This is a genomic window from Paraglaciecola hydrolytica, assembly GCF_001565895.1.
Lineage (GTDB): Bacteria > Pseudomonadota > Gammaproteobacteria > Enterobacterales > Alteromonadaceae > Paraglaciecola > Paraglaciecola hydrolytica.
The window spans coordinates 560,302-572,388 of the sequence record NZ_LSNE01000005.1 but is presented as its reverse complement, the minus strand read 5'-3'; the positions used below and the strand labels follow the sequence as shown (position 1 = coordinate 572,388).

Sequence of the window (12,087 nt, the reverse complement as noted above, 5' to 3'; positions counted from 1 at the left end):
TACTAGCCTGTATGGCTTACGTCGACTTGAATCCTATTCGAGCTAAGATGGACACCACGCCAGAAACCTCAAAACACACCAGTATTCAACACCGTATCCACGCACTCATTCAAGGTGAGCAACCCACTCAACTCATGCGACTAGTGGGCAATCACAGAGCTAATATGCCCAAAGGCATCGCTTACAACCTGATTGATTATTGTGAATTGGTTGATGTAACAGGCCGTTGTATTCGCGATGACAAAAGAGGCTATATTGAGCACCATCACAATCCCATTCTCGAACGGATTGGTCTTAACGCAGAGCAGTGGTTAACCCTCACCACAGAATTCGAGAAACACTTCAGCACCGCTGTAGGCAGTGAGCACATGCTACAACAATTCAAGCAGCATACCGACCATCAGCGTATACGAGGGATGGCAAAGGCCAGAGCGTTACTTCAATCTGCCTGAATGAGTTAACACACTCTATTTGATTGTTTCACACCAAGTGACAGAATCATGCTGCCCAGAATTTGAGCAGAATGCCTCATTAACCACATAAATCTTATCTATCAAAAAAAACAGACAAAACGACTCGTTTTTAAACATAACAAATGCACATTTCTCTCAAGGTGACACTAGTTGAACGGGCTGTGATTCGAGACTTAATTATTTGGGGTGTCTAATGTTGGGTGTCTATTTTACGGGTGTTGATGGTATCGATGAAAAAAACTGAACATGTTAATTAAATATCACTTTTAACATAAAACAAAATAGCTAAACTGATCTCTTCGTAATTGTTGTTTGGGTATAAATATCATTAGTTTTAACTGCTATTCTAAGGTTCCTCATGTTTTTACAATCAAATTTTGAGTTGTTGGCTCACTACAATCACGCCATGAACGTCAATATTTATGCAGCAGCGGCTAAGTTGAGTCAAGCTGACGTGGCTAAAAACCAAGGCGCATATTTTGGCTCGATCATTAATACTCTTAACCATATTTTGGTAGCTGATACTATTTGGCTGCAACGTTTTGCGACGCATCTAAGTCAGCTCACATGCTTAGAGTATGTTAGGGGGTTAGCGGTGCCAACGTCACTTGATCTAGTTCTTTATAGCGATTTAACTGAGTTAACTGAATATCGCGAAAAAATGGACGATGTCATTACACAATTTGCAGCAAAACTCACTGAGCCAGCGCTTTTGCAGGCGTTTACCTATAAAAATATGAAAGGCATTACTTTCACTAAAAATTTGAGCCATGTGATCCAGCATTTTTTTAATCACCAGACTCACCATCGTGGGCAAGTATCAACCTTACTTTATCAACAAGGTATTGACCTTGGAGTAACTGACTTATTGCTACATATTCCTAATATAGAGTAGAAAAATCATGGATATAGGCTATTACGATTTTAACGAACATATTGGCTCAGTCGCTTGGATTTATCAGCTCCCCAGCGGGCTCGTACATGAAAAAATCGACATGCGATATCATTTGGTCAACATCACTAAACAGGAAAATGGCTATCAGATATATATTGGCCCTAAAAACTCTGATACTGGCGGCGAGGCGATTAATATTATGCTCGATAAGGACTACCGATTAACAGACTATGTCATTGAACGCATCGAACCCATGCCTGAAAACGAGCAGTAAAAAAAGCGGTTACATACAAGTAATAGTATTTGGTATTGGGCCAGAGATAAGTAAAAGAAACTCAATGAGAAAGTGTTTAGCGCTTGTATAGATTCACCCGTTTATGACGTGGGTACTAAAGCCTTAGATATCGAACGCTTTGATGTGTTTCACAATGTTAACGAAAAAATGGCTCCCTGATACTTTTGTTTGATCAGCAACTAAAACAAATAAAAGAAACCCTAATGTAGTCGAATCACAGACTATAAAACCTCATTAACCCTAGTTCTAACCAAGCTGCACTGGACATAAATAAATGAAAAAAATCGAGATATCTCAAGAGCCTATCGAACTGAATAAATTAATGAAGTTTGAGAGCCTTGTTTCAAGCGGTGGTGAAGCCAATGCCGCAATTGATGGTGGTTTAGTTAAAGTTAATGGAGTTATCGAAACTCGCAAACGTAAAAAGCTTTTGGCAGGTGATATTGTTGAATTTATGCGAGAGTCTTATCAAATTACTCTGAGTTAATTATAAATTAGCGAGCTTGCAACAGACCTTAGTGAGCAAGAAGTTGCTCACTAAGGTCCTAAACAACCAACTAAATAACGTAGGCTAAACCTAAAACCAGTACGTATCCTAAAGTATAGGTAAGTAGCAGCAGTAAACTGTATTTAGCATAACGGGCAAAACTCAAACCCTTCACCTTACTCATAGTCACAATGCCCGCTGCCGAGCCTATAACCAACAATGAACCACCCACGCCCACGGCATAAGTCAAACTCAACCAAGAGGTTAAATCCATATCAATGTCGGTTTTTAATAAGGCCGCGGTTAATGGCACGTTGTCTACCACAGATGAGGTTATGCCCATAATATAATTGGCATATATTGGCGGTAGATGTTCGTAAAGTTTTACTAAGAAATCTAAAGCATGGATTTGTTCTAACATACCAACAAGTAATAAAATCCCTAAGAAAAACAATAGCGTATCGAATTCTATGTAACGTATGTATTCGAGGATGGGATCATGATCACTGTCATCCTGAAACAGATGGGCAACTAAAAACATTACCGACAATCCAGCTAAAAAGCTCAGTACTGGAGGGATGGCAAAAAACACGTTAGCGCAGATGGTAAATACGATAGTGCTAACAAAAATGAAGGCAATCCAGTAATCAAGTTTACGGATAGGTTTACTCTTGTGACTGATCCTGACACGGCCACTCATACCAATACTGAGCAAACTGGCCAAAACCATGACGGCGATAAATGAGGGTAGGGATAACCAGAAGAGGTTAAGAATAGTGACCTTATCGGCCAAAAATATCATTAGGGTGGTTACATCACCTGTAATCAAAGACACACCACCAGAGTTAACGGCAAACACCACCAATACGGCAAAACGCATGGTTTTATTGGTGGGTAGACCTAGTGATAATACTAAGGTGATGGCAACCAATGTTGCGGTGATGTTGTCAGCCAGTGAAGAAAATAAAAAACTAAAAATCGCAGTATAAAACAGTAGTTTGCGTTCGCTGATAGAATCGGGCATGGCGCGATGTAATAGACTTTCGATAAAACCTTTTTTATTGAGATAGGCGACAAAGGTCATGGCCGCGACTAAAAACAGCCACAAAGATGAAATATCGGCTAAGTTCTCGCGCAGGTTATGGTTAATTAATTCTCTATCTGCATTACCCTGAGCAAATACAAATAAAAAAATCCATGACAAGGTACCAAAAAACAAGGTCACCTTGGCTTTATTGATATGAGTTATTTCTTCAAACACCACACCGGCTAGGGCCAAAATAGCCAAACCAATCAGAAAATAATTGAGTAACATAAATCCAGGCTTTTAATCAGAAAATTTTGCGGCGCATTGTAGGCCGCACATCTGAGAATACAAGCATCGTGTGGCTATTAGTTACAAAACTGGGGTATAAGCAAAAGCTATTTTTTATTTTTAGCCTCAATCCACTGCGCCATATACTGAGTGCTTTTAAATTGATGGTGTTGCAGCATTTGGCCAATAAAGTTGTTGGCGCGGTGAGTGTCGAGATTGCTGGCGATATGTTTGATTGAATCGAGCAACTTAAGGCCCAAAGGCACTTGATCAAAATGACTGCTTAACCAGCGATAACCCAAGTGCTGGCATTGTTGCCAGTAGTTGGGTTGCAGATATAAATCTATGGCCTGTTGAGCAAAATATTCTGCAACACTAGCTTGTTTATCAGCAGTAAATTCAAGCAGATGTCCTGGCCAATTTAAATCAATATTAGAGTTATTACTGTTTGCTGGTGCGGATCCCATGCCTTCACTGCCTATTGACGTGGTCACACTGGGGGTGCCACATAACATGGCTTCAACCAATTTACCTTTTAAGCCTGCACCAAAGCGCAAGGGTGCCAGGCAGACTCGTGCTTGAGTCATTACCTGTTCAGCATCTGCGGCCCAACCTTTTACTAAAAAACCTTGCTGTTTATTGTGCAGTTGGGTGGCTTTTGGCGGAGGATAAGCCCCATATACATGCATCTCGGCATCGGGCAGTTGTTTGCGGATAAGCGGCCAGATGCTTTGTTTTAACCACAGTACTGCATCCCAATTAGGCTCATGTCTAAAATTGCCAATACTGATAAAGTGCTGGCGTTGCTCAAATTCCGGTTTAGCTTGATGTAGCAGGCTTAAATCCAACATAAAAGGGCAGTGCAGCAATATAGTTTTGGGTACTTGATAGTGGTGTTGCAATAAGTTGTATTCATATTCAGAGATAATCAAACTCAGATCACAGCGAAATATGGCTGCAACTTCACGTTTGGCTAAGTCGCTATTCAGATCAGAGGTGCTGAGTTCACGCTGCTGTTTTAAGGCACTGTGCCTGGCTTGGCGCAAAGAATGTAAATCTTCGGTATCTAAAATACGCAATGCTTTTGGACAGTGCTGCGCCACTCGCCAGCCAAATTGCTCTTCCAACATAAACCTATCGAACAGGACAATATCGGGTTGTAATTTAACAATAAACTCATCAAAACTGCTGCAGTTTAAGGCGATATTTTGCTCAACTATACCTAAAGCCCTTAAATCAACTTTATGTTCACCTTGTAGGGCAGGGCTGGCAAAGGTCACCTGCCAGTCAGCAGTTAAAAAGCTTTCGAGTAGACTTAACATGTGTCGTCCAGCGGCAGAGGAATTAGGCTCTGGCCATACGTAACCCAACACTAGTACTTTAGATATCATTGTTTGGCCATTTTTACGCAGTTACGCCCAGCTTTTTTAGCGGCATATAGGGCGATATCGGCTTGTTTCATAATCGTTGCAAAATCACTGTGTTCGCTCGTTTTTTCGGCCACACCAAAACTGGTGGTGACTTTGACAATTTTGTCTTTAGCTGGTTTGCTTGGTGTTTTTTGCTCAGGTTTTGGCGGCCGCGGTTTGGCGCGCAGAGCAATATCGTAATCGGCGATCAACTCTCTGATGGCTTCAACATGAGGGATAACATCTTTGCTGGATTTGCCAGCAAACAACATAATAAATTCTTCGCCACCATAACGAAACGCCTTACCACCTCCGGTGACTTTATTTAGTTTACTGGCCACTAGTTTGAGTACTTCATCACCCACGTCATGACCATAGGTATCATTAAATTTTTTGAAATGGTCGATATCTGCCATCACCAGAGTGTATTTACGCCCTAGGGTTTGTACATATTGCATCAAGGCGCGACGTGACGGAATGCCAGTAAGCTCGTCTTTAAAAGCCATGGCAAAACTGTCTCTGATGACTGCAATACATACAATAATAGCCAATGTAATCACTACCAGTTGATTAGGTGCAAGCTGGTTAATACAGTGCAAAATCACTAAACTAAGCCAAGCTACTAACAAGGCAATTTGGCTATTATTAGCTTGCATAAAACTGCGTACCAACACTAATACTAGGCTTAGCAGAGTTATTAATAATTCGGTGCTGGTAAACCACTGACGTAAACCCGGCCAAAGCTGAAATAACCACGAGGTGGCAGGAGTCAGAAGATAGTTGTTACTTTGACTATGGCTTGCTAGCACAGGTAACAACCATAAACATGCTGCCGCCACTAGGGCTATAGTAACCAGTGCAATAAGCAAATTGGTCGGTGAAAAGCCCTTGTCTGTACTGAGTATTAACCAGCTCAACATCAGTAAAATAAAACAAAAACGGGCAGTGTGTGCCATGCCTACTTCTAACCACTCTGGATCGATGGGTTGTACTATCAGTAGTAAGAACAGACTCAACCATACCAATCGACTGCGGCCAAACTGCCAAGCAATAACACCGGCAATGATTAAACAGGCATAAGGTAACCAGTTGGCTTGTGTAAGCCATTGTTGAATAAGCGGCGCTTCAAAGTGGTAGGCGATAAGTGTGCTTATCAATAATAACAACGGGATGAGAGCAACATTAAATAACCGTGAACAGCGTTGAAGGACAATAGAAAAAACCACAAGTAACTACACTATACTCAGAAAACAAGGCGCTATTGTAGGGGAAAGCGCCTGGCTAAGTCCAAAAGCAATTTCTCTTTTTTGTGAGCGATATTGTGCTGCTTTATGCTTATTGAAGTACGGGTGTAGTCCAATTAATCCATTGCCTCATATCTTCGCTTACCGCATTTTCGTTTATTTGCACCTTAGTATCACTACCTATTGCATCAAGTAAAAATGTTTGCACAAAGGTATTGATTGCCGCTTGTTGAGATTCAGGCTGTTGGCAGTGCTGGTGATATTGAGTTTGCGATAAGCCCACATTGTCGGGCACTTCTAATGCTTGTCAAACCTTGCGATTACGTAAATCAATAATCGTGGCAAGATTTTTTAACAAAATAGTTACATTCGCGACATTTATCCGTCGCAGAGAATGCAACTCCTTAAATAAAAAACGATTGAATTAATCCCAGTGCATTTTTTCGCGTACAAAGGCGGCGAGTTTTTTTGCATTGGCTTTATGTTGGGCTACACGAGGATGTTGGCCATAACCGGTAAATTCAAAAAACAAAGTATCGATCTTACTGTCTCCACTGGTTTTTAAATTATTAACTGCAGCACGGATATAGTTTGGCCATTTTTCTGATTTAGTCGCATCCATACTGCCTAAGGCGCAGATAATATAAGCATCTGGGTAAAGTTGGCGAATACCGGCAACAAAATCTTGATAATGAGCAATGCGCTGTGCATCATTAGGTATCGGTTGTAAACGTTTTTCACGATCGACTAACCAGCTATCATTCTGCATTAAATTGACTAGCACCACGTCTGGTGTCCACAGCTTAAAATCCCAATTACTGTCGTTGTTTCCCACCGCACTGAGTTGGTCATAAAACTGCGGCATAATAAAATCAAACCAAGAGATCATAATACCAATACCACTTTGTGAAATCGTGTGGAGTTCGGCTTTAAGTTCACGAGCAGCAATGGCGCCATAAGCCAAATAATTGTTTTTTTCGGATTGCAGGTGATCAGCACCATTATCCGCGCCTTCATTGCCCATACCGCTGGTGATGGAATCACCGTAAATCTCCATGCGGCGGCTCCAACGTTGTGGCGGCGCTAATAAGCTGGATTTATCTGCTAATTCAAGACCTTTAAAGTACGTCGAACCTTCTTCACCCTCGGTGCGTTTGTATATTTCTAGACTATGAACTTTATCAGCCAATACTGAACTGATGACATAAGTGTGTTGACCTTGTTTGGCTTCGAGTACATAAGGCGATAGTTCATCTCCGTCAATAATCACATTGAAGAAGTTTTTGCCCTTTTGATCATCTAATACCACGGCCAAGTAAGAGCCAGTAAAATTAGCTTTGATACTGCTACCTGGCCATGACAAAAGTGGCGCTTGGGGCTGGCTAAAATCTATACGGCCGCTATACAGATAGTTTTTATGATCTGCTGAAATTAATTGGTTGGCTGATAGCAAAAACGAAAAGCTGGCAATAAACAAAACGCTAACAAATTTTATACACTGAGCAATATTACGCATGGTGGTTCATTCACTTAATTCAAAACTAGGGCAAGATGGAGGGCGGAAATTTAAACCATCCCCTAACAAAACGGAAACACTTTGGCTTTATGAAAGCTTGTTTAGCCGAATTAAATTTATATAAATTAGTGTGTTAAGCTCTTTGGCTAGCAAAATCGCAGGCATTAAACATGGATTTAAACATAACGGATAGTTCCCATTTGGTGTTTGGTGCGGGTTTAATTGGCTGTTATTTAGGTGGCGCCATGTGTGATCGTGGTTTGCTGGTAAAGCTGGTATGCCGAGATACAGTAAAAACTAAGCTGCAACAAGGTATGCAGTTAACTGATTATCTTGGGCATGCAACAAACTTGAGTCCAAACATGTTATTTGCCGATTTGCTAAATGAAAATAACCCCAAATCGAGTAGCTATAAATTTATTTGGCTGACAGTAAAATGCACGGGCATTACACAAGCCCTACTAGATTTAACCACGTATGTAAGTGCAGATACGGTAATACTTTGCTGCCAAAATGGTCTTGGCTCTGATGCCTTAGTTAAGCAGGCATTTCCGAAAAATCTGGTGCTCAGAGTCATGGTGCCATTCAATGTTGTTGAATTAAAAGCCGGACATTTTCATCGAGGATCACAAGGGCAACTTACCATCGAAAGCAGTTATACCAGTGATAACAGCGTTACTAACCAACACTTAAGTCAATCCTTAGTAGAGTTACTTAATTGCGAGCTATTACCTGTTACTCAATGTGCGGATATGACAGCCTTACTGTGGGCAAAACTGCAACTCAACTTAGGTAATAGTGTTAATGCACTGGCCGACATACCCGTTAAAGCCATGCTTGAACAACGTGCATATCGAATTATCATCGCCTGCTTAATGAAAGAGCTTTTAATGGTGACTGAGCAACTGGGGATTAGCTTACCCAAACTAACCGCGGTACCCGCTAAATGGCTCCCAATAGTGCTTGAGTTACCGGATTTTTTATTTAAACGTATTGCCAACAAAATGTTGGCCATCGATCCAAACGTGCGTACCTCCATGTGGTGTGATGTCTCACAGGGTAAACCCACAGAAATTGATTTTTTAAACGGTGCCATAGTGGAGCATGCGCAACTGTTAAACCTCGATTGCCCTGCCAATAGGTTGATGGTGCAAATGATAAAAAGCCAAAATACCAAAGTGCTTAATACACTCCGTTTAGCTATTTCAGCCAAAGACATGTTGGCGCTGTTAACTCGCGTCACTGCGTAGGCTCAGATACTTTACTAAACAGATATTGAAGCTAATTTTTGTCTGCGGTAAATGAAAAGAGTAAAGTTAATCGCTAGAAATTTAACAACATTCACTATTACGACCTTTATTATTGTTTAAAAAAGGATGTATTGTGGAAAGATTGTGGTAAATTTCATATACGTTAATGTTAACTCAGAAAAACAATTAGATAGGGATATTGCTTGTCGGAACATAATGATTATTACTCACATGGAAGAACCGAATTAGTTGCTCAATTGCCTGTTGGCTCTGATGCTTGCGTACTTGAATTAGGCTGTGGGAGCGGTACAACCTCAATTTTGATTAAAAAAGAGGGGAAGGCTAGGGAATTATGGGGTATAGAGAAGTTTCCAGATGCTGCGGCAAGAGCGCGGGCTTCAAATGCACTTGATACCTTACTTGAAGGGGATTTAGAAGATCTGATAGACCAACTTCCCAAAAAACATTTTACTCACATCATTGCTGGCGATGTATTAGAGCATGTGGTTGATCCATGGGATGTATGTAACCGGCTGAATGCATGTCTTAAATCTGAGGGCGTGTTTATTTGTAGTATCCCTAATATTAGAAATTTATCTTTTATTCTTGCTCTTTTGTTCAAGAAACGCTTTGAGTATAAGGATTCTGGGGTATTAGACCGTACTCATTTGCGCTTTTTTGCACGAAAAGATGTACATGACCTGTTTGCTAACACAGGTTATTCTAATATAACTATCGGGCCAGTCCGTCCCAAGAAAAAATTGTCGTACAAAATTGGCAAGTTACTTTTTGGTGATCTCTTGACCAAAGGATTTTTGGTGCTAGCAAAAAAAGGGGGAGCATAAGGTAATTGAGTACAAAGATTTTCATGATGAAATATTTAATTTCAGAGTCAATTTAAAGTGATTCAACCACAAACCTCATTTTGTCGCGGATTAGTTGTTGGCTTTAGAGCCAACAGTTTGATCCTCGAAGTGGCGATAAATAACACCCCGTCAGTGTTTGCAGATGACTTGATCGCGATTTTGAAATAGCCAACCTGTATACCCAAACAACAAGGGGTAAACTACCGCCCGCCGCTGTCTGCAGATGTTCTGTTAGCACTAATAAAAGAGTTTACACACTAACTCAATCTTTATTTAAAACCCTGGTTTGCCGCTGGATTTTTAGTCGCTAAATTGGCACACTCATAAACTGCAATGTTTTAGAGCAAAGGTGTTGTTATGTCATCTGAGGCGCTACCAAAAGAGTTTTTTAATTTATTACCTCTACCTATCTTGGTTAATCGCCCTTTGGCGAATGATCTAAACTCTCCCATTGTGTTTCTTAATGAGCATTTTTTAGCTGAAATAGGCTGGACACTTGATGATATTCCTGACAAAAACAGTTGGTGGAAATTAGCCTATCCAGAACCTTCATATAGCAACGTAATTGAACGGCAATGGGAATTGGTGGTAAGTAATGCCATGGAAAAGCCCGAAAGTTTTATCTCTATTAATGCTAATGTCACCACAAAATTTTCAAATGTGCGCCGCTATAAAATATATACACAAATTAAAAGTCAGTTTTTACTCGGTTATAACGTTATTGCTTTTGGTAAGAGTGATGATGCTGGTTGGTAACAACCAAGAACTTAATTTTTACCGTGGATTTTTTATATTAAATAGGAGAGTAAGGTTGTTCAAGGATGCACTAGTGCTTTTGATTCTATTGGTGGTTGTTAGTACTAAAAGCTCGGCCGCTAATGTACTTTATTCGTCAGTTTCACCAGAATTTCCCAACGGCTTACATGTCAAATATTTGCAATATATTGCCAGCAAAATGAATATGCAGTTAGATATTGTGCCCATGCCTTTTGCTCGGCGTATGGCATCTCTGCAACGTGGTCAGATTGATCTGATGGTCAGTATGCAAAAAGAGCAAAAAATTGATCAAAATTTTATCTACATTTATCCGAGTTACGAACAACTACGCCATACTTTTTTTGTATTGGCAGGCCAGCAAACAAAACTCACACAATTTGAAGACTTATTGGGATTAAACATAGGTGTAACTATCGATGTGAAATATTTTCAGAACTTGGAGCAACAACAGGGTTTAAATCTGCTAGCGGTATCCACCTTAAAACAAAAAATCGAATTATTGTTGATAGGCCGCATTGATACTTTCATTCATTATCAACAAGGCACCGAACCAGTGCTAAAACTGATGCAGCTTGAAAATAAGGTGGTAGTCGCACCTTATCAGCCCGCAGAGTTAAATGAATACTATGTCGTTATCAGTAAAAAAAGCCGCTTGTTTCCCTATCAAGAAAAACTGCAACATGTCATTAAAGCTGCCGTTGAAAACAATGACTTTGGTAAAATCAGAGAACAACACTTCCAACCTTAAGTTACGTTATGCCTCAATTTGTCTACCCACATGGCGGTAGCCCCGCATACCGCGACGGGCATCACTAAAAAGTTTACTATGGGTATCATCGAAAACACACTGACAGTAATACCAAAACTGAAACTATGGCCACGACGACTATGCAGCACTGAGCGCATTTGTTTAAAGGGGATTTTGTGATTATCAAAGGGATAGTCACAATATTGTACTGCCATCATCCAAGCGCTAAACAAAAACCACAATATTTGACCAAACACCGGCAAGATAAAAAACAGCAATAAAAAGCCAACAGCGCGGGGAATATAATATGAGAATTTAGCAAACTCTCTTCCAAAGGTCCGAGGAATATCTTTGATAATATCGATTAAACCTGCATCACCAAGACTTTGACCGGTTAAATGCAATTCAACTTTTTCAGCTAATAAACCGTTAAATGGTGCGGCTATCCAGTTGGCCAAGGTGCCAAATACTAAGGCAAAAACCAGTAATACACTGATGACCGCTATGGGCCAAATAATAAATATCAAACCTTCTTTAAGCCAATTTAACCACTGCCAATCAGGGATCAAGTCCACTATCCCGTTGATCCATACTCCCAATTGGCCAAACAAAAAATACAAGGCAATTGAAAATAGTACTAAGTTGACGCTAAGTGGGATAAAAACAAAACGTTTTAAACCTTTTGTTTGGATCAAACTAAAACCTTGAAAAAAATAATCCACAATATTCCTTAACTTATTGAATCCAGTATTAAAATTGGTTTTACATAACGACGTTATATGCTAAAAATACCGTATGAGTATAAAGCTTTG

The 12,087-nt window shown here is 40.2% G+C and carries 13 protein-coding genes and 1 pseudogene; 8 read left to right on the top strand and 6 right to left on the bottom strand.

What is annotated here, in order from left to right:
* The 4 genes and pseudogenes from AX660_RS10405 to AX660_RS10390 form a co-directional block, all read left to right on the top strand.
* Nucleotides 1-452 (top strand): annotated as a pseudogene (locus AX660_RS10405) (transposase); the annotation flags it as partial.
* Between the two features lie 379 nt (nucleotides 453-831).
* Nucleotides 832-1,368, top strand: coding sequence for a DinB family protein (locus AX660_RS10400; protein WP_068376202.1), 537 nt, complete (start codon nucleotides 832-834; stop codon nucleotides 1,366-1,368).
* 7 nt (nucleotides 1,369-1,375) lie between these two features.
* Complete coding sequence (locus AX660_RS10395) at nucleotides 1,376-1,642, top strand: hypothetical protein (protein ID WP_068376200.1); 267 nt, start codon at nucleotides 1,376-1,378, stop codon at nucleotides 1,640-1,642.
* 295 nt (nucleotides 1,643-1,937) lie between these two features.
* The gene (locus tag AX660_RS10390) at nucleotides 1,938-2,150 is read left to right on the top strand and encodes an RNA-binding S4 domain-containing protein (RefSeq protein ID WP_068376198.1); all 213 of its coding nucleotides are present in this window, start codon (nucleotides 1,938-1,940) and stop codon (nucleotides 2,148-2,150) included.
* Nucleotides 2,151-2,220: 70 nt separating this feature from the next.
* On the opposite strand, the gene nhaD is transcribed toward AX660_RS10390, so the two are convergent.
* The 5 genes from nhaD to AX660_RS10365 all read right to left on the bottom strand — a co-directional run bounded on the left by nhaD (nucleotide 2,221) and on the right by AX660_RS10365 (nucleotide 7,634).
* A complete protein-coding gene (gene nhaD, locus AX660_RS10385; protein WP_068376196.1) occupies nucleotides 2,221-3,465 on the bottom strand; it encodes a sodium:proton antiporter NhaD in 1,245 nt (414 codons plus the stop codon).
* A 107-nt stretch (nucleotides 3,466-3,572) separates the two neighbouring features.
* The gene (locus AX660_RS10380) at nucleotides 3,573-4,853 is read right to left on the bottom strand and encodes a glycosyltransferase family 4 protein (RefSeq protein ID WP_068377083.1); all 1,281 of its coding nucleotides are present in this window, start codon (nucleotides 4,851-4,853) and stop codon (nucleotides 3,573-3,575) included.
* Complete coding sequence (locus AX660_RS10375) at nucleotides 4,853-6,040, bottom strand: GGDEF domain-containing protein (protein ID WP_235594712.1); 1,188 nt, start codon at nucleotides 6,038-6,040, stop codon at nucleotides 4,853-4,855. Before AX660_RS10375 ends, AX660_RS10380 begins: the two co-directional genes overlap by 1 nt.
* A gap of 169 nt (nucleotides 6,041-6,209) precedes the next feature.
* Nucleotides 6,210-6,413, bottom strand: a complete 204-nt coding sequence (locus AX660_RS10370; RefSeq protein ID WP_068376194.1) for a hypothetical protein — start codon at nucleotides 6,411-6,413, stop codon at nucleotides 6,210-6,212.
* A 129-nt stretch (nucleotides 6,414-6,542) separates the two neighbouring features.
* Entirely contained in the window at nucleotides 6,543-7,634 is a 1,092-nt protein-coding gene (locus AX660_RS10365) for a GDSL-type esterase/lipase family protein (RefSeq protein WP_082768840.1), read from the bottom strand.
* A 170-nt stretch (nucleotides 7,635-7,804) separates the two neighbouring features.
* Between AX660_RS10365 and AX660_RS10360 the strand changes: the two genes are divergently transcribed.
* The 4 genes from AX660_RS10360 to AX660_RS22815 all read left to right on the top strand — a co-directional run bounded on the left by AX660_RS10360 (nucleotide 7,805) and on the right by AX660_RS22815 (nucleotide 11,275).
* On the top strand, nucleotides 7,805-8,884 hold the full coding sequence (locus AX660_RS10360; RefSeq protein ID WP_068376192.1) for a 2-dehydropantoate 2-reductase: 1,080 nt from the start codon (nucleotides 7,805-7,807) through the stop codon (nucleotides 8,882-8,884).
* A 203-nt stretch (nucleotides 8,885-9,087) separates the two neighbouring features.
* Nucleotides 9,088-9,729 carry a class I SAM-dependent methyltransferase gene (locus AX660_RS10355; protein ID WP_068376190.1) on the top strand — a complete coding sequence of 214 codons (642 nt, stop codon included), beginning with the start codon at nucleotides 9,088-9,090 and terminating at the stop codon, nucleotides 9,727-9,729.
* A gap of 378 nt (nucleotides 9,730-10,107) precedes the next feature.
* On the top strand, nucleotides 10,108-10,506 hold the full coding sequence (locus AX660_RS23195) for a hypothetical protein (protein ID WP_068376188.1): 399 nt from the start codon (nucleotides 10,108-10,110) through the stop codon (nucleotides 10,504-10,506).
* Nucleotides 10,507-10,579: 73 nt separating this feature from the next.
* Complete coding sequence (locus tag AX660_RS22815) at nucleotides 10,580-11,275, top strand: substrate-binding periplasmic protein (protein ID WP_157884322.1); 696 nt, start codon at nucleotides 10,580-10,582, stop codon at nucleotides 11,273-11,275.
* Here the strand turns inward: AX660_RS22815 and cysZ are convergent.
* On the bottom strand, nucleotides 11,272-11,997 hold the full coding sequence (cysZ, locus tag AX660_RS10340; protein WP_068376185.1) for a sulfate transporter CysZ: 726 nt from the start codon (nucleotides 11,995-11,997) through the stop codon (nucleotides 11,272-11,274). The genes AX660_RS22815 and cysZ overlap by 4 nt on opposite strands.
* Nucleotides 11,998-12,087 lie beyond the last annotated feature (90 nt).